The organism is Lysinibacillus zambalensis (assembly GCF_040183165.1).
GTDB classification, from domain to species: domain Bacteria; phylum Bacillota; class Bacilli; order Bacillales_A; family Planococcaceae; genus Lysinibacillus; species Lysinibacillus zambalensis.
Genome location: NZ_JBEGDG010000001.1, coordinates 144,505 through 165,643, shown reverse-complemented (window position 1 = coordinate 165,643; position 21,139 = coordinate 144,505). Strand labels below are relative to the sequence as shown.

Here is a 21,139-nt window from a genome sequence, read left to right as displayed (position 1 = left end):
CTCCTTTTTTATTCCTATCTCCTTTTTTATTCATTTATCAATTGTTGGAATCCGTTATCGATAAATAGACTCTTTATATCTCTTTTATCAGGAGTAAATTCAAATTGGTTTTCACAATTTAGAAAATCGATTGTATATTGTACTGTTGCCGCCACACCTAGTTTTAAAGCATCTTCATCTAATTCAAAGAAACCATTATGATGTTCAGCCCCAATCCCTTCTTCAAAGTTTTGTATTCCAACGAATGCAAACACACCTGGGAAATATTTTTCATAAAACGCAAATGATTCTGATGCCATCCAAGCGGGGATTGAATGTAATGCATCTGTACCAATTGCCTTTTTCACTGCATCGATCGCAATCTGTGCACATTCTTTTTGATTGTGGACGATTAAGTCCGATTCTTTAGGTTCTATAATAAATTCATAGGTGCAATTATGCAGGTCACATACTTTTTCTAGAATTCTCTTAAATTCTTTTGCTGCATGGGCACCCTGATCAACATCTAAATACCTGACTGTTCCTGAAAACTGTAAACTTTCTGGAATAATATTTGATGCGGAACCTGAAATAATCGTTCCAATTGAATACGTAATTGTTTTAAAAGGATCTAAAGTATTTAACCGCATCGCTTTTAAATTGTTATAAAAATCGGTAAAGCAATCTAATGGAGCAACTGACAAATCTGGTCTTGAACCATGTCCGCTTTTTCCTTTTATTAAAACATTGAAAACAAAAGAAGCGGCCATTCTTGGGCCTGGGTCAACAGATATTTTCCCAGTCGGAAGATCAGATTTTAAATGGATGCCCCAAATTCCGTCTCCTCCGATTTCGTGTAATCGTTTACAGAGATTATAAATTCCTCCGCCCATTTCTTCCCCTTGTTCAAAAGCGATAAGTACTCTTCCTTTAATTTTGTCTTTGTGTTGAGTCAAGATTTTTGCTGCACCTAAAAGCATTGCAGTATGACCATCATGGCCACAAGTATGAGCAGCTTGATCTGTTTCAGAAAATACTACTTTTTTCTTTTTTAAATTATTTTCCTCTTCCTTCATTGGCAATGCATCTAGATCTGCTCTAAGAATTAACGTTTTTCCTGATTGATTCCCTTCGATATAACCAATAATCCCTCCATCAGAAACAATTTCGTAATCAATGCCCAATTTAGTTAATTCGTCTGTCACCACTTTCATTGTCCGTACTTCATGTAATCCAATTTCAGGGTGTATATGGAGATCTCTTCTTATCTCGATTACATAACCTTCTATTTCTTTTGCAGCTTTACATGCATCAAGCTCAAATTCGATCGTTTTCATTATTTATACACCTCTTCCAATCGATTTTTAGTTTCCAAATCTTGAAATTCTATTGCGATTCTTTCAAGTGCTTCTTGTATAAGTGATCTTGGTGAAGGGATACAAATTCTTTGGAATTCTTCACCTTCAATTCCAAAGAAGTGGCCATCTTCAAGGATTACATTGGCTTTGTTATAAATACGATCATGAACTTCTTGAGCTGAAAGACCATATCCACTAAAATCCATCCACATTACATATGTACCTTCAGGGATCCTCACTTTTACTGTAGGCATTTTTTTAGCTAAGAAATTTTTCACATACACAATTGTTTCGTCAATATAATCTATTAGTTGCTCTAACCATTCTTCTCCTTCGTTGTAAACAGCTATAAGCGCTGCAATTGTAAACGGTGATGGTAACTGCGTCCCCATTGTGTCGCTAAATTGTTTTCTAATGTCAGGGTTTGAAATAATAACATTTGTACAGTGTAGACCAGCAACATTAAATGTTTTGTTAATGGCTGTACATGTGATGATATGATCCATACTGTTTGCAACTTTTGCGATTGGTATAAATGTTTTGTTTTTTCTAATGAGATCCCCATGAATTTCATCAGCTATAATAATCACATTATTTTCCGCACAAATAGTTGAAAGCTTGTTTAATTCCTCATATGTTAAAATCCTTCCAGTAGGGTTGTGCGGACTACAGAGAATGAACATTGAAGTATTTTCTTCTTTTGCTTTCGCTTCAAAATCCTCAAAATCAATTGTGTAATAACCTTCAGCGTCACATTTCAACGCATTATTTCGAACGACTCTTCCATTATCTTCGATCGTAGTAGTAAACGGTGGATAAACAGGTCGTTGTATGATAATTCCATCACCAGGCTTAGTTAATGCTTTTACAGCTATATTCAAAGCATGGACGGTTCCAGGGCTATATACAATCTCTTCTCTTTTAATAATCCAATCATGCTTCTTAATAAACCATTGTTGAATTGATTCATAATACGACTCTGGAAAAGTAGAATATCCAAAAATACGATGGTCCACCGTTTTATGAAGAGCATCTATCAATGGTTGCGGTACAGGTAAATCCATATCAGCTGTAAATAGTGGGATGGTCTCATAGTCATACCTTTCTGAATAACCCTTTGCTTTAATGAAATCTTCGCCATCCCACTTTAAAGAATAAGTATTTCGACGATTAACCACTTCATCAAAATTATATTTCAACGCTTTCCCTCCTCTTGATTATGTTCAGATTTTCTATTTAATCGCTGTTTTGAAATCGATTTGATTAATTTTTACTCAGTTTAACACCTTAACTGTAAAATGGTCAATAATAGATTTCAGAATTTTTTAAAAATTATTTAGATTCAAAACAGATGGTAAAATGAAATTAAATTTGCCTCTAATTATGGAGAGGAGGATACATTGTGGATAAAGAAGCGATTTTTTATGAGCTAATGGAAACGATTTATGAAACGTCTAGGGTAATTAATTCATATGAAAGTATTCCAAGGAAATATGGAACAGAAGATGAATTGTATATGATTGAGGTTCATACACTCAACGTAATTGGGGATCAAGTAAAAACTACTACTTCCGAAATTGCGGAAATTAAAAATTGTACTAAAAGTGCCGTTTCTCAAATGGTTGATAAATTAATTAAAAAGGATTTAGTCGTTAAATATAGAAACCCGGACAATTATCGAGAATTGAATATTGAATTAACACCAAAAGGCAAATTAGTTTATGACTATCATAAGAAGCTAGACCTAGAGGAGTATCGAAATTATCTGAAGAAACTCGAGCAGTTTACAGCGGAAGATTTTGAAAAGTATATTACACTCCTAAATGTTATAAACCGTAAGACACAAAGCGTGCTTAATGACAAAAAATCAACGATGTAATGATTCCCTTTCTATATTACATTGAATTTCGCAAAAAAGAGTGTTTCAAAGTTGAACTTTGAAGACACTCTTTTCTTGTTTTTATCAAAATATATGAACGCAACATTTATTTAAGCTATAAAACAAGCAATAGCTGCATAGATAGTAACGCCACCAGTTCAAGCTGCACAACTCAGTAGTACTACTCTTGATTAGGTTCCATATAGTATGGATTTACATGGATAAGTACTTCCCCGACATCAGGGTATTTTTTTAATATCGCATTTTTTATGTCACGAGCTATATCATGGCCTTGTTTAATTGTTAAATCATGATTAAGCGATAAACGAATGTCTAGAAGTTTATAGTGACCGTGTTCTCTTGCACGAATTTTGTCTATTCGTTGCACTTGATTAAATTCATGAATAGTAACTTCATATTCGTCTAAAAGTTCCTGATCCACACTTTTTTCCATTAACACATCAACAGAAGGTTTAACTAATTCCATTGCGATTCTAAAAATAAAATAAGCTACTAAAGCACTGGCAATAGCGTCAGCGTATAACAAAAATGTCCATCCAATGGCATTTCCTATTATCGCTAAGAGGACACCAATAGAGGCAGCAAGTGAAGCAACAATATCACCTTTATGATCTAATGCAATCGCTATAATCGCCTTACTATTCCATTTTTTCCCTTGTTTTATAGAGTATCTATATAGTATTTCTTTCGCTATGTAAGAAATGATAGCTGCAATCAATGCACTGTATTGTGGTACACTAGGTTTTTCAAAAAATGCTAAAATTGCTTCTACTAAAATATATAGTGCAACTAATATTAAAATAATTCCAACGATTGCTTCACTAATAACCTCCGCCTTACCATGTCCAAAGGGATGATCCTTATCAGGTGGTTTATTAGAAATACCGACCACTGCTAGCACAGCAATCGAAGCAACTACATCTGCTCCAGAGTGAATCCCATCTGCAAAAACGGCATCACTACCTCCAAAAAGACCAAAGAAGAGTTTACCTACCATAAGAATTATGTTGGAAATAAGTGCAATCCATGCAACTTTTTTGCTAATTTGCTCTCTCTCACTAACCATTTATATCTCCTCCGAGTAAGAGTTTTATCCATAAAAAATGTGGGAAGAATTCTTCTCAAATACTCTATATTCTTCTTCCTCCAATTAATACTCAACTATGATATCAGACGAATATCGTGTGGGTCTACAGCAATCTTTTTTACCATTACTAAATAAAATTCGAGCGTAAAAATAAGTTGCCTCAGACCAAAATTAATCAAATTAAAGGATTTGCGAAAATAGACATTTCACCGAACTAAATGAGCCTTATAAAGTCGTTCACTTTTTGCACTGGCTCCTGTGCATTCGAAAAGATCATCAATTCCAATTTCGTACTCAATATGCTAATTTATTACATATTGATATGTAACATCATTTAAAATCATTTTAAATATTAAGAAAAGGTGGATTGATTATGAATTCAATGTTCAAACCACTAATTTTTGCTTTGGTGGTCGGGCTATACGTTTATATAGCGAGCAAAAGTGAAAATAGTGTAATTTTTAATTTTGTCATACTTTATTTTGTACTAACGATGATTTCTTTGGTATTTCGAAAAATCGAACAGAGAAGTAAAGCGGTTCGAAGGCTTTAGATACTTTGATAGAAGAATAAGGAAGTGGAAGTAACAATGAACTACAAAATAAGATTAGCGAATGAAAACGACTTACCGGGTTTATGTGATATTAGAAATAATAAAGATTTATTTACGAATTATTTAAAGCAATATGCAAAAAGGGAAGTATTTTTAGCAATCGCTGAACAAGACTCACATGTATTTGGTTTTGCGGTTCTTAAATTAAAAGGCCCCTTGTTTCCTAAATTAAGCGACTTATATGTAAAAGAGGATTATCGAGGTAATGGTATAGGTTCAGATTTAATTAGGTATAGAGAAAATATTGCAATGAGTCTAGGGTATTCTGAGATATTTGTGAGTGTCGACCCAATAGAAAATCCCCAAATGATACAGTTAATTAGCAAACACGGTTACGGACCTATCTCTAACCCATATTTTAAAAAAGCGATATTTTATAATGATGATGGTACGACCTATAATAAAACGTATACAAGAATTAATTTAAAGAAACTGTTGAACTAGCAGGTGTTTAGTTGAAGGATTGAGAAAGCTACCTTTCCCAAAGGTCATTAAAAAGCAGATTTATTCTACCCGTTTTGTAGAGTAAATCTGCTTTTTTTGTTTTAAGCTTTGATGAGTGGAGACATCCCTAAAGTTGGCCTCTTATTTAAGAAATTTTACTATTTTTCCATTAGTTCTTCTTGCCATAATCGTTCCATATTTACTTCATTGTTTAAGTTATTTAATACAAACACATCTGGATTACTAAGACTCTTCCAGCAATCAAAATCAAAGCTGTTATCATAATTCTTTAGTAGTAGAGACATTACATTTCCATGAGTAACGATTATTGTGTTTTCAGATTCACTTTTAAAAACTTCATCTACAACTGCTACTATTCGATTCATAGCTTCTTTACTTGACTCTCCACCTTGAAATTTCAGCTCCAAATCATGGAATGTGGCTTTAAGTTTTTCAAGCCAATCAGGTAAATCCGTAGTACTAAGTGTACGTTCTGATAAACGTTCATCAATCTCTATGATTATGTTTGTTTCCTCACTAATCGGTTCTACTGACTGAATTGCACGTAAAAAAGGACTGGATATAATTCGATCAATTTCACAATTGGAGAAAAATCTAGATAAATAGTTTGCTTGTATCAATCCTTTTTCCGTAAGTTGTGACTCCGAAGATTGCCCCTGTGCTTCACAGTGCCTTACAATATATATCCGTTTATTCATACAAAGCCCTCCATTTATGTATAACTACTTTACATCTATGATAAATTGTAAGCAGTGGTGACAAATGAATATGAATCAATGCCTTGGGGGTGGCATATAGTTCTTCAGTAATTAACCATAATACCACTTCGAGCTCATCGGTTCCCCATTCATATTCACAAAGAAAAACAATACCCACAATTTTTTCACCTGTAGTTGATCCATATCGCACTTTATCAGGTAATAGCTATTCTACTTCTAATACAAAGGCATAGAAAGCGTCGCCATTAGATACATTCGCTTCCTTTTCATCCATCCACCAAACGCCATAAGAGTAATAATAAACGCCACGTTGTGTAGGTGCCGTAAAACGATTGTTTTTGACCACGACCTCAGTTTCCTTATTACCACTTATTTGCGCAACATGAAATTCATTCGGTTTTGTTTCATAGTCCAATTCAAGCGTTATGGTTTCACCTGATTTAACTTTTATAGGCTTTTGGCCTTCTAAAAGTTCAACTGGTCCAGCAGTATCAACGCATCCATTTTGCCAACAATAAGTACCGAGTGTAGTTTCAAATTTTTTATTTTCAATTTCTATAAACGCTTTAGGAGGCTTTTCTCCCGACAATCCACCAGTATTTGAACACCCCGTTATAAAAGTAAGCCCTAAAAGAGCTACTACATATAAAAAACATTTCTTCATGAACGTCCCCCCTTACCATTCGACGAACACGTTTAAACTAAGTTACAAAACAGTTTCCATTTTATGTCGTAAAAATAGAATTTCTTTCTATAACACTTGGCCTAGTCTTTAGGTGTTCTTTCTATTCGGAGAGATGTTTGTGAAAATAGAAACGGCTGAGTTCTTTAATAACAAGAGTCAGCCGTTTGTTTAACGAGGATGCATGATCGTATTTATCCGCTTAAAGCCCTAGCTTAGATTGGATCATGATAGGTATTTAATTAATAGTACCTGTTGGGTGTAATGTAGTTCCTCCAATTGAAACTTTTATTTCTTTAGATAATGGAACATTGTATTCATCAATAATTGTTCTCCACCAATCCCATGCGAGACCTGTACATTCTCTCGCATAAATTCTTATATTTTTTGAATTAGGCGGTAGTGGTATCACAGTTGAGAAATGAGCCGTTTTGTCTTTCCAGTTTCCATTCCAAGTTTTATGGGATAGCACTTCATTGCCATTTTCATCATATGAAAATTCATCCCATGCTACTTCAAATTGAGCAACATATGCACCATAATGATCAAGGGTAATGCTGCCTTTAGAGTATTCTGTAGATGTCGTCTCGATATAATCTGTATTGTTATGAACAGCAGCAATTGAATTGTCCTTTAAGAAAACACTTGTATATGATATTGGGTATGCTGGATTTTTAAGACTAAACTCTGCATTATCTTTAATTATATTTCTAATATCATTAAAGTCTTTTGAGACAACTTGATTATGCTGTTGTGAATCTCCGCCTAATACTACTGCAGTAAAAGAACTTTCTTCAAAAATATCTTTATATTGTCCACTAGTTTCTACATTCGTATTCACATTATTCAGTAAGGCTTTAAATGCAGCTTGTACATCTTTACTCTTAGAGCTTGTTTCTAATTTCACATAAATTGTTCTGCCATACGCTACATTTGACACCATAACGGGAGGAGCTTCATTACTTACCCCTTTACGCGTTAACTCTTCAAAAGTCACACTGTCATCAAAAAGGTCTGATGGATTATTAGGTAGTTCTGCACTTACGGTATAAAATATTTGTTTATATGCCGCAACCATCACTTTTTTCTCGCCATTAGCAATTGCATTAAAGTCAATTCCTAATGAATTATCAAGAACTTTGGCGTTCACATTTAGCGTACTTGCTATTTGAGATTTGCTATAAACCATAGACTCTGAATATTGTAGTCTTGCAGGTAAAGTATGGGTTGTTGAATATTTTTCACTCCAAGTAGATACTAGCTCATCTACTGCACCAGAAACATTACCATATGTAGGATTATCCACAGTCGTAGTATTTTCTCTTTTCATACCAGGTAAATCTATGCTTATATTTAGCGGTTTTCTTTTCGCCACTAATAAACTAGGTTGATTGTCTACAAAAGCTTGATTTGCAAGTTGTAATGCTCCTGGATATGTACGATTCGCCATAGAATCGATAATTGAAATATCCACTGGTGAGGTTGTAAGTGATTTTTTGTTACGTTCCACCACTATAAATTTATCATTTGAGTTAATACCTTCTCTTGGAACGAAACTATCAATCCTATCTCCTTTCACAGCTAAAACCTCGTTATTATTGTAGTTCAAGTTTGCTATACCCGAATCAATGTCATTCGATTTGCTTTTCTCACTAGAATGCGTATCAAGTGTTTCAGCAAAGGAAATAACCGGATAATTTATCATGCATAAAATAACAGATAAGCCTACTAAAAATTTTATTACGTTAAAATGATTTCTATTTCCCAAAATTACCACTCCTTTTTAAGGAAATTATACCATAAAATTATTTCAGTCGAGTATAGTAGTTTAGTAACGTGATTGTGTGTTAATAACTAATGAATAGTGAATATGGCATAATTAAAGTTGTCGGCTTTAATGGTAATTATATATTCAACTAATTATCCCTCTACAAGCTTAAAGAAATCTACATTATCGTGCTTGTAGTTGTCAAAGCTCCTCTGCGCATTACTAAATTTGATATTAATTCTCTGAGGAAATATACGGGTCTCTATAAGAATAATGTTATAATATAAGAAATAATTTTATTAAAGAAGGTACGTATATGGAGATACGACAGCTTGAATACTTTTTAGTACTGTGTAGTGAGCTTCATTTTACAAAGGCTGCCGAAAAATTGAATATTTCTCAACCGACGCTTAGCCATCAAATTAAAGTATTAGAAAATGAACTGGGCATTCCGCTATTCGATCGTCTAGGGAAAAAAATAGCGATTACAGAAGCAGGTAAAATATTGCATGAACAATGTACCCATATATTTCGAGCGATAGATAATACAAGCAATCAGATAATTGAACTGAAAGAATTAAAAGCCGGGAAATTAGTGATAGGTACTCTACCTGGTGAATTAACCAACTTAGTGTCGGACTATTTGTTAGGCTATCATCTTGAATATCCAGATTTACAAATCTGCATAAATAGCACAGATGATTTATTAAAACAGTTCAAAGACAATAAAATAGATTTTGCGATTTCCTATAAACAAGAGTATTTCGATTATGAGGTTGAGCAGCTTCAAATAATTCCATTGTTTACTGAAGAATTACTATTCGTTGCACATATCGAGCATCCACTTTTAGCATCTGAGAAAATAGCATTGCAAGATGTTTTAGAGCTTCCGCTTATATTATTTCCAACTATCCATCAATGTAGGAAAGTAATTGATAGTGCAGCGCGCATAGAAAAGCTTCATGTGAAACCTAAAATAGAGACAGCTAGTGTTCAAGCCATTTTTAAACTAGTTGAACAAAATGTCGGGGCGACAATTATTTCGAAAACACTGTGTAACCTATATAAAACAAATACTATTTGTGAGCGACCAATCTATAATCCACCATTAACGCGAGAAATTGTACTTCTATATAGAAAAGATAAATTCATTAATTTTGCGGCGAAAGCTTTTATTCGTTTAATGGTTGAGGGACTTGAAAAAGCTGGTTTTTCAATTTCAGAAAAAAGTCAACTATTGATTCAATCTTTGATAAAATCTCAATAAGAAATCCACTAATCACAGTAATACTATGGCTGTGATTAGTGGATTCTATTTTTCTACTGACTAAACACTATGCCTAGCCAACATTGCCTTATTTTTTCATTGTCTTAGCTTTCTCTAGATGAACATGCCAAGACAGCGCCTCTTCTAATAAATGAGGTGTATGATGATTACCAGTCTTCTCTACAGCAGCATTATAATACGCCCACAATTGAGGACGATAATCAGGATGTGCACAATTATTAATTAACAAAGGCACGCGTTCTTTTGGTGCTAAACCACGTAAATCGGCTACCCCAAATTCTGTAACAATGACGTCTACATCATGCTCTGTATGGTCCACGTGAGATACCATAGGGACGATACTTGAGATGTTACCCCCCTTCGCATAGGATTTTGTAACGAATATTCCTAAACGCGCATTACGAGCGAAATCACCAGATCCTCCAATGCCATTCATCATTTTTGAACCAGAAACATGTGTTGAGTTTACATTTCCGTAAATATCTATTTCAAGTGCTGTATTGACGGAAATTAACCCTAAACGGCGAATAATTTCTGGATGATTGGATATTTCTTGAGGTCGTAAAATTAAACAATCTCTATAGTTTTCTAGCTGACTATAAACTTGCTCACCACGTTCCTGTGATAGTGTAATGGACGTTCCTGAAGCGGATTTCACTTTTCCCGCATCAATTAATTCAAATACGGCGTCCTGTAACACCTCTGAATATATTTCTAAATCCTCAAACTCTGATTCTAAAAAACCATTTAATACTGCATTTGCTACTGATCCTACGCCTGATTGGATCGGTGCTAATGTTTTTGTTAAACGACCAGCTTTAACTTCATCATGTAAAAAATTGAGTAAATGCTCTGCCATTTTAGCGGTTTCCTCGTCTGGCTGTACAATTGTTGATGGAGCATCTGTTTTTTCAGAGAGTACTATGCCACGTACCTTACTAATATCTAATGGGATACCAACTGTTCCAATTCGCTCACCTGCACTATTTAAAGGAATAGGACTTCTCTTCCCTTGTACATCAGGTATATAAATATCATGGATTCCCTCTAGAGAGTCAGGGTGCGAAACATTTAGTTCAATAATGATTTCATTTGCCATTTGCATAATAATTGGAGAGTTTCCTACAGAGGTTGTAGGTATCAGCAAGCCATCTTCCGTAATTGCAGTAGCTTCAATGATGGCAAAGTCAATTGGTCCTACAATTCCTTGACGAATTAACTCTGCATTATGCGAAACATGCGCATCTGTATACAGCACTTCTCCACTATTTATCAAACGACGAATAGCTGGATCACCTTGATAAGGTGCTCGCTTACGAATAACGCCAGCTTCAGCCATCTGTTGATCTACCTCTGGACCAAGTGAAGCTCCTGTATAAACATCAACTTGGAAGTTTTCCACTTTTGCTTTTTCTACAAGCGCTAGTGGTACTACTTTTGCATCTCCAGCCCTTGTAAAGCCACTCATCCCCAATAACATTCCATCTTTTATCCAAGAGGCCGCTTCTTGAGCTGATACAACTTTATCTTGTAATGCAACATGACGAATTTTCTTATGTGCTAGTCTTAACATATATATGAATCCCCTTATCTACTATCAATTTTTATTCTGACCAAGGTGAGTGCAAGACACAGTCACAAAAGTTCTTAGGTTTATAATTTGGAATGAACAATGCACAAACATCAGATTTAATATTGCCAAATGTTGTTTCGGGTTTATGTTTGAATCCTTCAAAAAATGCTGGCAAAATTTTTTGTTTAAATTGGTTACGTGGGAAAGCATGTATAATTTCATTTCGTTCTTCATTCGTTAAATCATGATAACCGTCTCCCATTACATCAAGACCTACTCCAGCATACAGCAATGCGACTTCATTTTCTTTATGCTCAGCTACACCGATTGTAGTATGTAGTGCGATGGCATCCCAAACGAGTTGTATTGAAGCATCATCAATATGATGGTGTGCTAGAAATTGACGTGCAGCATTTGCACCATCCACCTCAAATCGTTTATCTAGGCTGCTGAATTGTTTTGTTAACCCCAAATCATGAAACAAAGCACTTACATATAGTAGCTCTTCATCATATTTCCGCTGAGCTTTTTTACCTTGTAGAGCCCCAAACAAATAAACACGATTTGAGTGATTCCAAAGTAATTCTGAACCATGTTCTTTTAAAATATCTTGAGCTTCCAATGCCAAACGGCTGTCAGGTATTTTAATACCAGCAATATTTGTCATCCGTATTACCTCCTCATTAAAAATAACTATTGCTTATAAAAAAATTATAAGAATCAAATTACTATATATCAATTCTATAATTTCTATAATAACCATAGATATTTTCTATGATTGCTTCCGTAGATTATTTCTATAATTGAAAAGTCCTCTACAGGTTATTTTGTAGAGGACTTCTAACTGTAAATCACAATATAATTAGGGTTCAAACAGAACTATTAAAATGGGCAGATTTTGTCGTAAAGTAAATATTTTACATCATTGATCACTATTCTACTTTAACTTGCCCCATCATACCATTTTCTTCATGCTCAAGAATATGACAATGGAACATGTAAATGCCTTTGTTGTTAAATTTCACAGCTAATCTTACTGTTTCTCCAGCATCTATTGCGACAGTATCTTTCCAACCATATTCGTTTGTCGGAGGTTCTTTACCATCGATGGAAAGGATTTTAAACTGAGTACCATGTATATGGAATGGATGTGTCATGCCGCCCATCATATCTGGTTTATTATAAATTTCCCATATTTCAGTCTCTCCTTGTTTTTGCGTAAAGTCGATTCGATTCATATCAAATTGTTTATTATTAATAGTGACCATCTTTCCCATTCCGAAAAGTTCCAGCTTTTTAGAAACTGGCAATTTTCTTTCTTCATCGGTTACTACATAATTATTTAAGTTTTTGAGAGAATCACTAGATGTTTCTGATTTTTTATCGACGATATTAAATGGCATTAATTTGATATCTTCTTCATTCATCAATGATATATCCGTTGACTTATTATATTTTGAAAAATCAATTATAATTTCTGCACGTTCGCCTGGCGTTAATGATAGTTCATTCATCGAAATTGGTTTATTTAAAAAGCCACCATCAGTAGCTATTTGTTGAAATGAATCTCCTGTATTTAATTTAAATGTATAGTTACGGGCATTTGAACCGTTTAATAAACGTAAACGGACCTTTTCTTTGCCAACTGTTAGCTTAGGATTAACTGTGCCATTTATTAACAAAGTATCACCTATAGTACCATCCTCATTCATTGCAGCTTTAAAATTTAATTGTTTATTATCGTCAAATTTTCTATCTTGGAATACTAAAGGGAAATCATTCACACCATATTCACTTGGTAAGCCTAGTTTTTTAGAATGTTCATCTTCTACGTATATTAATCCTGCTAAACCTTTATATACTTGTTCCGCAGTCGCTCCTACAGGATGAGGATGGAACCATAATGTCGATGCTCCTTGTTTTACAGTAAACTTCACATTTTTCGTATCTCCAGGCTGTAAAAGATGATGTGGACCTCCGTCTCCTTCTCCTGGTATATCTACACCATGCCAATGAAATGTCGTTGGCTCTGATAGTTGATTGTTTGTTTTAAACGTTACTTTTTGACCTTCATTTATTTTAATGACAGGACCTAAATACGAGCCATTATAGCCATATGTTTCGGTGTTAATACCTTTGAAAATTTCACTTGTTCCTTGTTGCGCAGTAATAGTAAAAATGCCATCTTTTGCTTCTAGTAAAGGTGGGAGAGCAAGTTCATTTTCTCCAGTCGAATGATTTAATGCTAATGGATTCGTATGGCTCTCATGTCCATTCATTGTTTCCATATTTTTTCCCGACATATTGGAATGATCCATCCCCTCCATATTCGACATTTCTTCTTTTGTCATCTTGGAATGGTCCATCGTTTCATCAGATTTTGAACTACTAGCACTACATCCCCCAATGATCACACTACTCACTAGTAGAGAAGTAATCAAAAATTTAAGCTTCATGATGTTTCCTCCTTGCATTTTAATACAAATTAACTGTAGCAAATAAATATGAAGAAATTATGGAGTTACAAGATCATACTTAAAAAAACATCATGATAACTATTTGGACAATAAAAAAAGATATCCATGTCAAAATTGACTTTGGACATCTAATTCATATTACTTTATAATACTTTGCGCTTCATTAGCCCCATTTATATCCGATTCCCCAAACGGTATTAATAAAATTATCACTTGGAAAACCAGCATTCACTAACTTTTCTCTTAAATTTCGAATATGAGAGTCTATTGTTCGTGTATCGATATCTGTATCATATTCCCATGCAGAACGTAATAATTCTTCTCTAGTATACGTTTTAGATGGTCGGGAAATTAAAGTGTTTATAATGTTAAATTCTTTTAACGTCAGCTGAACAGTTAAATCATGATAGTGTAAGGAGTACGTTTCTTTATCCAACGTAAAATCTTTGTAACTAATAATTTTATTCTCATCACGATAAGTTCGACGTAGTATCGCATTTACTCTTGCAAGTAACTCTCGTTCGTCAAAAGGCTTCGAAATATAATCATCCGCTCCTTTATTTAGCCCCTTTGCTAAATCTACTTTATCGGATCGTGCCGTTAGCATAATAATTGGAACATTCGAGAATTCGCGGATTGCTTCACAAACGTCCCATCCATCCATTTCGGGCATCATAACATCTAAGATGATAAGAGCTATGTCTTCTTTCTTTACGAGCTCAATTGCGTTTATGCCACTTGTTTCCTTTATGCAATTAAAACCATATGGTAATAGAAATAATTCTACTAAATCCAACATTCTTAGTTCATCATCAACTAATAAAATTGTTTTCATGTATATTCCTATCTCCTTCTATATTGTGATTGTAAATGTACTGCCTTCGCCTAAAATGCTTTTCACTTTAATTGTACCGCCATGGGCCTCAACTAGTTCTTTAACTACAGCAAGTCCTATTCCTGAACCCCCAAAAGTTCGCGAACGTGATTTTTCCACTCTGTATAATTTTTCGAAAATCAATTCCAGGTCGTCTGAAGGAATACCGATCCCTTCATCAATTACGTTTATTACCGTTCTTTCTTCTTGTTTCATTGCTTCTACTGTAACTTTTGTGTTTTTATTTGAATACTTCAAAGCATTATCTAATAAATTTAGCATAATTTGCTCCAGGCGTAAGGAATCTGCATATATTTCAAAGTCCTCTTCACAAACAAGAATTAACTTTATGTTATTCATGTCAAAAGAAGGTGCAACTCGCTTACATATATTATCTAGAAATAGACGTGCAGAAAAATATTCCTTTGACACACTAAACGTGTTTTGATCCATTTTTGCTAATTCTAATAAGTTTTTTACAAGTTCTTTCATTCGATTTGACTCTTCAGTAATAATTTCAAGATAGTGATTTCGATCATTTTCGTTCAAATTTTCTCTCATGGCTACTTTTGAATACCCAATTAAATAGGTTAAGGGTGTGCTTAATTCGTGCGCTATTGATGCAAGAAATTCATTTCTTTCTTTTTGTAACCTTTCTAAATCATCGGCTAACTTCTGAATCGATCTTGCTAACTCACCAAGTTCGTCTTTTCCTACATTGGCAAGACTTACATTAAAGTCGCCATGACTTAATTTTTCAGTAGCCGCTTTCATACGCAATAAAGGTCTCGTTAAGACTTTCGATAATAATGCGTATATAGCAAGAAGTACAACAATGCTAGTAATACCAGATATGAAAAAGTGTTTATTCAAATTATGGACCATTTCTTTGATAGCACTTGTACTTTGAAACATGACCACATAACCAGATTGATCTTTATTTATTTTATAAGGGTGCACGCTGACTATATATGGAGAGTTTCGCCAGTCTGCTACTAGTACTTGATCCTTTTTTTTACTTAGATTTTTTACTAAAGGCAGGTATTCTTCTACTATTGTGTTATTTAAAGTGGAACGACCTATAATACGCCCATTTTTATCTGTGATCATGACTTCTCGATCTTTATTCTTTTCCATTAACACGATATGCTTTATAGTCATTTCTGAATAATTCTCGAGTAATACATCTCTATGATTTTCTCCATTTGCTAATAAACTGGCTAGTTCTTCTTCAACTTTCGACTTAATAATATTTCGATGTAGGTAAAACATAAGAAATAATTCCATGATTAGCACAACTACAAAAAAACTAGCTGCTAATTTAGTAGAGATTTTTTTCACCTTATTGCATACTCCTCCTTCCCCCGCGTTTTATATCGACTAAAATCCTGTAAATCCTCCTAAAAACGGTGTTAAAAATGCTATCACTTTTGTCATCATATCAAAATATAACATGATTCCCATAATCACCATTAACACACCACCTATTTTCATAAAGAGAGCACTTCGTTTTTGAAACATTTTCATTTTCCCAATAAATAGTGACATAACTAAAAACGGAATAGAGAAACCAAGTACATAAAATAGCATATATAAAATTCCTCTACTAGGATCAGATATGCCTAATGCAATAACTCCAGCAAGAATTGGACCAGTACACGGAGTCCATCCAGCAGCAAAGCCAACACCGATTAGAATAGAACCAAAATATCCTTTAGGTCTTTTCGTAAACTGTATTCTCTTATCTGAAAGTAAAAAATCGAACTTAAAAACGCCTAAAATGATCAAACCGAATATCACGATAATAATAGCACCAATTTGTCTCAGTAAATCTTTATGCATAATAAATAGAGAACCGATAAATGATGTAGATAGACCTAAAGCCAAAAATATAATAGAGAAACCAAATAAAAATAAAAGTGTATGTATCAAAGCTTTACGATGAAATACTCCTTTGTCATCCTTTAGTTCATTAAAGGACATCCCCGTAACATACGAAAGAAATGCTGGGTAAAGTGGTAATGAACAAGGGGAAATAAACGACAATAACCCTGCTGCAAAGGAAAGAAATAAATTCAATTCTCCTGCCAAAGCCATTCACCAATCCTTCCTTATCTAATTAAACACATCAATTATTTAGTATAAATAAAAAATATGAAAAATGTATGGAGAATGTCCAATTGTCTTTATGAAAATACAATGGGGAAGAAAGGTGCTATTTCGCCCTTTGTGAACTAGCTTGTAAAGAAAGTCTTCGTTTATAAGTATAAAAATCTAGCTAATAAACGAGGCGTTAAACTGAAGAGGACCAACAATGCCATAAAGCACTAATTAGGATTAGATGTGGAAAAACAATGAATCACTTAAAGATTTTATGTTGGATGAAAGCACTAAATAAACCCTTTAAATCCTCTATAACCATTTATTTAAATTTTTTTTAGTAAAATTGCCCATGATTATTGCAGAAGTTTTACACAGTTAAAATTAAGGTTTCAATTTTGCTGTTTAACGGTAATCGGTAATATGATTGAAAAATAACTCATGGCTGTTTCATGCTATTCTTACTTTATTAAAAACTGAAAGCTTTTTGAAAGGAGTAAGTTTACATGAAGAAAAAATGGTTACTTCCCATTTTTGCATCGTTTATGTTTTTCACAGGCATGGGTGTTCATGATGCGAAAGCAGCAACAGTAGCAGATATCACTAATACAGCAAAATCATATATAGGTGTACCTTATCAATATGGAGGAACGGATATTAAGACAGGTATAGATTGCTCAGCATATACACAAATCGTTTTTTCTAAGTTGGGCATTTCACTACAACGTACATCGAGTTCTCAATATCAGCAAGGTACTTCGATTGCGAAAGCTCAGTTGAAGTCTGGAGATCTTGTATTTTTCAATACTTCGGGAAGCGGCGTTTCTCATGTTGGCATATACATAGGTGACAACAATTTTATTTCAGCTACTACAAGTTCTGGAGTAAAAATTGACAAACTTAATGATCCTTATTACTGGGGATCTCGTTACGTAGGAGCAAAACGCGTAGCAAACTTCTCTGAAGGAGAAGTAAAAGATGCAGAAATCGACTTTAGCGTTTATGCATCGCGTGGAGAAGTAGCTCTTAAACTAGCTAAGCAGTTAAAGTTAGATACTAGTAACACGAATTCAAGTTTTCCAGATATAACACCATCGTCTAAATATGCGGGTGCTGCAGAAGCACTTAAAAAAATCGGCGTTTTTACGGGTGATGAAAATGGAAAATTCAATCCAGGTTCTCCGATGACACGTGGTCAATTATCGAAAGTTTTAGTGGAAGCATTCCATTTAAAACAACAAGGGTCAGCAGTACAATTCGTGGATGTTCCAAGTGTGCATTGGGCTTACAATTATGTATCTATTCTCGCTTCCAATAAAATTACGGTTGGTAAAGGTGACAATACTTTCGGGGTTAACGATAATGTCACATTAGTACAATTAGACGCCTTTATTCAACGAGTAGCTCAATAACTTCAAGAAAAGGTGTTTCATCTATGGATGAGATGCCTTTTTTCGTTCTTATACTTTTAGGCAATACCATTTCATATGCCCTCCCTCCTCTAAAAAAGTCAGTACTAATTTGTACTGACTTAAAAACTATTCTGTTTAGTACCGGTTTATAATATGTAGATTCAATCACCGTTTCCTATTGATGAAAATAACAAATACTTTGCTAAAAGGTTCGTTTGATTTTTCTTCTATTAATTCTCGTGTATCCCATTGAATTCGTTTCGTCTATATTTGACCATCGATAGTATGCTCAAAATCGGGCCAATCGCCAATATAGTAAAGAGCCATTTCCCCAAACAAAACAACAACTTAAATTTTAAAAAAGGGTGAAAAAATGAAAAAAAACCTTACTTCTAATTTATTACTCATGTTTGGCACGTTTTTTTACTGAGTGCTTTCGCCTATCGTTTATTGATTACCTCTGATATACCCGTTTTATATGCATTGGATGAAGCCATTACCCTACAGGTACTTCTATTTATTTCTACACTGTTAACTATTTGTGGCTCGATTATCAATTCTCAAAATGCCATTCGATACACTGTAATGGCTGCATTGACTCTATTTATGCTGTTGAACATATATCTTCTCGAGATTGATGCAGAATATTTCAATTCTTCATATGCTCTAATAGCAATAGCCTTGGTATTGCACCCATTATTGATTATTTTGGTGAATATTTTTGTACAATTTAAAAGAACAACCGATTAAGGCTATCCTTTATCCTAGATAAAATCTAGAAATATTAAAAAGTATAATCGTCGTCATTTTCGTACCATTCATGATCATAAGGATTATTCGGATCATTAGAACAAGGCAGTAACGACAACGGATAAACCCTTGTTACTACTGCCTTTCTTTTGAACAACTTTTTATTGTGTATACAAGATTTTATACATGGTTGGTTTTCATGAATTAAACTTGCATTAAACTAAAAACAAATCATCCTCTGCCAAACGTATCCCTTCAGATTTTTCCATTTATATCATCGATGTTTATTTTTTGTCTTTCTAATTCAACTCTTTCCAATTCCACTTCTAGTTCCTTATGCTTAATCAAATACTCTTTTTTTATTTGATACACTTTAATAAAGCTTAAAATCACAATAATAAAAGCAAATATCAACATTAAAAATTGCATATTCGAGAAATACAAATAATACACCTCACATTCACTTTATATATATTATGCATTAATGTGTAGGTTATGTAAAATGATGGAAATACAACTTTTTTATTATCTGTAAGTATATTATTTTACAAAAATACAAAAAGAGAATTGTTGCAATTAAAAAGTTTACTGTTTTATTTGCGCTTTAATACTTACTTTGATATCTACAGTTTCACCAAATTTTGCTCATGACAATGTACTAGCGAGTGAAGAAAGTGTTTAACCGAATTAGTATGATATAACTTTAATACAAAAAAATTAGAATTTGATTAAGGGGATGCTAAAGAAATATACATTTTCACGGATGAAGAATTGAATCATCTTTTTATAAATGTCAGGATATTTAATTTTATTATTTTTATGTTTTAATAGATAAATATCGCTAATCATTTTAACAACAATTCATATTATAGAGTATTGAAAGGAGGGAAATTACTATGTCTGAATATTGCGGTAATGGTTCTGGTTCTGGCTATGGTTCATCATTTGCGCTAATCGTAGTTCTATTCATTCTATTGATTATTGTTGGTACTAGCTTCATAGGTTATTACTAATACCGAAAACCACCTTTCATGCTCATAATGTTTAGGATTATACAAACTAATCCGATATACCTCCCATTCATTAAGGGTTACTTTCCACCAGTGACCCTTTTAATAGTTTAGTTAATCTAAGTGTATCAGTACTTAAATAATCAGCTATTTGAACATATGATCAGTAGCTATATAAATCAAATCAATCCCAATACTTAGAATAGGACTGAATTAAATCGATTGTACTCTCCATTGTTATAAATGTTGTGTAAATTAATATGGATTAACAACATGAAAGAGCCTTTCTACAATAACATGTAGTAAGGCTCTTATATTTTAGATTTCTCTGCAGTCCATAATCCAACTTTATAAGTCTTTTAATACTTTAAAATAATTTTTTCTTACATTTTAATCAAGTTCCAAAGGCAAAAAAGCATATTCTCCGCTTCTAATAACATCACATTTACGAACTGGAATAGGATGTTTAAAAATTGGTCCGTCTAATACTGTAGTATGGAATTCTCCACCTTCTCCGCAAGGGTCAATACCGCGGGCTTCAAGCTCCTTCACGTATTCAGGGGTTAATGTTCGTCCTAAATCATCCTCTCGCATCCCTAATGATAAATTTACAGTGACTATGATTGTAACAAATCCTAGGTTTATAAATTCATCGACAGCTTCACGATGATCCATTTCCCATAAAGGCATGCCTAGTTTTAATCCAGCATTCTTCGTAACCTTGTCATGCCAGCAACCATGTTCAGGCATATCTAAGTCACCTGTGACTAAAACTTCTGCACCTTCATTTTTAGCTTTTTCTAAAAGGCTCATAAATACTTTTTCATAATCTGTCCAGCTTGCTGCTGCAGTATAAACCGGTAAACCTATAGAATTAGCTTGAGCACGTATGAGTTCCGGAGGCATGCCATGAGATCTGGAACGATTTCCTTCTTCCTCCATCATGACGATTAGTCCAACCGCTTCTCCAAACTGCATTGCTTTATATAAAGCTAAGACACTATCCTTTCCTCCGCTAAATGAAGCAATAAAACGATGCCCTTGAGCATTATTTTTCCAGTCCATCAATTCTGTCATTCCTATC

19 protein-coding genes are annotated in these 21,139 nt (G+C 33.9%); 5 read left to right on the top strand and 14 right to left on the bottom strand.

What is annotated here, in order from left to right; all coding sequences use genetic code 11:
- Positions 1-26 precede the first annotated feature (26 nt).
- Positions 27-1,316, bottom strand: coding sequence for an amidohydrolase (locus tag ABNX05_RS00800; protein ID WP_349657938.1), 1,290 nt, complete (start codon positions 1,314-1,316; stop codon positions 27-29).
- Entirely contained in the window at positions 1,316-2,536 is a 1,221-nt protein-coding gene (locus tag ABNX05_RS00795; protein ID WP_349657937.1) for a MalY/PatB family protein, read from the bottom strand. Before ABNX05_RS00795 ends, ABNX05_RS00800 begins: the two co-directional genes overlap by 1 nt.
- A 203-nt stretch (positions 2,537-2,739) precedes the next feature.
- Between ABNX05_RS00795 and ABNX05_RS00790 the strand changes: the two genes are divergently transcribed.
- Complete coding sequence (locus ABNX05_RS00790; RefSeq protein WP_349657936.1) at positions 2,740-3,216, top strand: MarR family winged helix-turn-helix transcriptional regulator; 477 nt, start codon at positions 2,740-2,742, stop codon at positions 3,214-3,216.
- Positions 3,217-3,397: 181 nt separating this feature from the next.
- Here the strand turns inward: ABNX05_RS00790 and ABNX05_RS00785 are convergent, their stop codons facing one another.
- The gene (locus tag ABNX05_RS00785) at positions 3,398-4,303 is read right to left on the bottom strand and encodes a cation diffusion facilitator family transporter (RefSeq protein ID WP_349657935.1); all 906 of its coding nucleotides are present in this window, start codon (positions 4,301-4,303) and stop codon (positions 3,398-3,400) included.
- Between the two features lie 598 nt (positions 4,304-4,901).
- Here ABNX05_RS00785 and ABNX05_RS00780 point away from each other — a divergent pair.
- Positions 4,902-5,381, top strand: coding sequence for a GNAT family N-acetyltransferase (locus ABNX05_RS00780; protein ID WP_349657934.1), 480 nt, complete (start codon positions 4,902-4,904; stop codon positions 5,379-5,381).
- Positions 5,382-5,539: 158 nt separating this feature from the next.
- Here ABNX05_RS00780 and ABNX05_RS00775 read toward each other — a convergent pair whose 3' ends face one another.
- From ABNX05_RS00775 to ABNX05_RS00765, 3 genes are all read right to left on the bottom strand, one after another.
- Positions 5,540-6,100 (bottom strand): histidine phosphatase family protein, encoded by a 561-nt coding sequence (locus ABNX05_RS00775; protein WP_349657933.1) that lies wholly within the window; start codon positions 6,098-6,100, stop codon positions 5,540-5,542.
- A gap of 226 nt (positions 6,101-6,326) precedes the next feature.
- Positions 6,327-6,785, bottom strand: a complete 459-nt coding sequence (locus ABNX05_RS00770; protein WP_349657932.1) for a hypothetical protein — start codon at positions 6,783-6,785, stop codon at positions 6,327-6,329.
- A 256-nt stretch (positions 6,786-7,041) separates the two neighbouring features.
- A complete protein-coding gene (locus ABNX05_RS00765; protein WP_349658296.1) occupies positions 7,042-8,508 on the bottom strand; it encodes a thiol-activated cytolysin family protein in 1,467 nt (488 codons plus the stop codon).
- Between the two features lie 379 nt (positions 8,509-8,887).
- On the opposite strand from ABNX05_RS00765, the gene ABNX05_RS00760 reads away from it, so the two are divergent.
- Entirely contained in the window at positions 8,888-9,838 is a 951-nt protein-coding gene (locus ABNX05_RS00760; RefSeq protein ID WP_349657931.1) for a LysR family transcriptional regulator, read from the top strand.
- An 88-nt stretch (positions 9,839-9,926) separates the two neighbouring features.
- On the opposite strand, the gene scpC is transcribed toward ABNX05_RS00760, so the two are convergent.
- The 6 genes from scpC to ABNX05_RS00730 form a co-directional block, all read right to left on the bottom strand.
- Positions 9,927-11,432, bottom strand: coding sequence for a succinyl-CoA:acetate CoA-transferase ScpC (gene scpC / locus ABNX05_RS00755; RefSeq protein WP_349657930.1), 1,506 nt, complete (start codon positions 11,430-11,432; stop codon positions 9,927-9,929).
- Between the two features lie 31 nt (positions 11,433-11,463).
- A complete protein-coding gene (locus tag ABNX05_RS00750; protein ID WP_349657929.1) occupies positions 11,464-12,099 on the bottom strand; it encodes an HD domain-containing protein in 636 nt (211 codons plus the stop codon).
- A 265-nt stretch (positions 12,100-12,364) separates the two neighbouring features.
- Positions 12,365-13,888: a multicopper oxidase family protein gene (locus ABNX05_RS00745; RefSeq protein ID WP_349657928.1), complete on the bottom strand. Its 1,524-nt coding sequence runs from the start codon at positions 13,886-13,888 to the stop codon at positions 12,365-12,367.
- Between the two features lie 184 nt (positions 13,889-14,072).
- Entirely contained in the window at positions 14,073-14,744 is a 672-nt protein-coding gene (locus tag ABNX05_RS00740; protein ID WP_349657927.1) for a response regulator transcription factor, read from the bottom strand.
- A gap of 18 nt (positions 14,745-14,762) precedes the next feature.
- On the bottom strand, positions 14,763-16,124 hold the full coding sequence (locus ABNX05_RS00735; protein WP_349657926.1) for a HAMP domain-containing sensor histidine kinase: 1,362 nt from the start codon (positions 16,122-16,124) through the stop codon (positions 14,763-14,765).
- 39 nt (positions 16,125-16,163) lie between these two features.
- The gene (locus ABNX05_RS00730; RefSeq protein WP_349657925.1) at positions 16,164-16,880 is read right to left on the bottom strand and encodes a cytochrome c biogenesis CcdA family protein; all 717 of its coding nucleotides are present in this window, start codon (positions 16,878-16,880) and stop codon (positions 16,164-16,166) included.
- A gap of 509 nt (positions 16,881-17,389) precedes the next feature.
- Here ABNX05_RS00730 and ABNX05_RS00725 point away from each other — a divergent pair.
- On the top strand, positions 17,390-18,295 hold the full coding sequence (locus ABNX05_RS00725) for a C40 family peptidase (protein ID WP_349657924.1): 906 nt from the start codon (positions 17,390-17,392) through the stop codon (positions 18,293-18,295).
- A gap of 1,005 nt (positions 18,296-19,300) precedes the next feature.
- On the opposite strand, the gene ABNX05_RS00720 is transcribed toward ABNX05_RS00725, so the two are convergent.
- Entirely contained in the window at positions 19,301-19,474 is a 174-nt protein-coding gene (locus ABNX05_RS00720; protein ID WP_349657923.1) for a hypothetical protein, read from the bottom strand.
- Between the two features lie 467 nt (positions 19,475-19,941).
- Here ABNX05_RS00720 and ABNX05_RS00715 point away from each other — a divergent pair, with 467 nt between their 5' ends.
- Positions 19,942-20,058: a YjcZ family sporulation protein gene (locus tag ABNX05_RS00715; RefSeq protein ID WP_349657922.1), complete on the top strand. Its 117-nt coding sequence runs from the start codon at positions 19,942-19,944 to the stop codon at positions 20,056-20,058.
- 387 nt (positions 20,059-20,445) lie between these two features.
- On the opposite strand, the gene ABNX05_RS00710 is transcribed toward ABNX05_RS00715, so the two are convergent.
- Complete coding sequence (locus ABNX05_RS00710) at positions 20,446-21,132, bottom strand: Dph6-related ATP pyrophosphatase (protein WP_349657921.1); 687 nt, start codon at positions 21,130-21,132, stop codon at positions 20,446-20,448.
- Positions 21,133-21,139 lie beyond the last annotated feature (7 nt).

Bases quoted from the DNA above. Each gene is read 5' to 3' on its own strand.
- ABNX05_RS00800 (WP_349657938.1), bottom strand. From the start codon at position 1,316: ATGAAAACGATCGAATTTGAGCTTGATGCATGTAAAGCTGCAAAAGAA.
- ABNX05_RS00785 (WP_349657935.1), bottom strand. From the start codon at position 4,303: ATGGTTAGTGAGAGAGAGCAAATTAGCAAAAAAGTTGCATGGATTGCA.
- ABNX05_RS00775 (WP_349657933.1), bottom strand. From the start codon at position 6,100: ATGAATAAACGGATATATATTGTAAGGCACTGTGAAGCACAGGGGCAA.
- ABNX05_RS00770 (WP_349657932.1), bottom strand. From the start codon at position 6,785: ATGAAGAAATGTTTTTTATATGTAGTAGCTCTTTTAGGGCTTACTTTT.
- ABNX05_RS00765 (WP_349658296.1), bottom strand. From the start codon at position 8,508: ATGATAAATTATCCGGTTATTTCCTTTGCTGAAACACTTGATACGCAT.
- ABNX05_RS00760 (WP_349657931.1), top strand. From the start codon at position 8,888: ATGGAGATACGACAGCTTGAATACTTTTTAGTACTGTGTAGTGAGCTT.
- scpC (WP_349657930.1), bottom strand. From the start codon at position 11,432: ATGTTAAGACTAGCACATAAGAAAATTCGTCATGTTGCATTACAAGAT.
- ABNX05_RS00750 (WP_349657929.1), bottom strand. From the start codon at position 12,099: ATGACAAATATTGCTGGTATTAAAATACCTGACAGCCGTTTGGCATTG.
- ABNX05_RS00745 (WP_349657928.1), bottom strand. From the start codon at position 13,888: ATGAAGCTTAAATTTTTGATTACTTCTCTACTAGTGAGTAGTGTGATC.
- ABNX05_RS00740 (WP_349657927.1), bottom strand. From the start codon at position 14,744: ATGAAAACAATTTTATTAGTTGATGATGAACTAAGAATGTTGGATTTA.
- ABNX05_RS00730 (WP_349657925.1), bottom strand. From the start codon at position 16,880: ATGGCTTTGGCAGGAGAATTGAATTTATTTCTTTCCTTTGCAGCAGGG.
- ABNX05_RS00725 (WP_349657924.1), top strand. From the start codon at position 17,390: ATGAAGAAAAAATGGTTACTTCCCATTTTTGCATCGTTTATGTTTTTC.
- ABNX05_RS00720 (WP_349657923.1), bottom strand. From the start codon at position 19,474: ATGCAATTTTTAATGTTGATATTTGCTTTTATTATTGTGATTTTAAGC.
- ABNX05_RS00715 (WP_349657922.1), top strand. From the start codon at position 19,942: ATGTCTGAATATTGCGGTAATGGTTCTGGTTCTGGCTATGGTTCATCA.
- ABNX05_RS00710 (WP_349657921.1), bottom strand. From the start codon at position 21,132: ATGACAGAATTGATGGACTGGAAAAATAATGCTCAAGGGCATCGTTTT.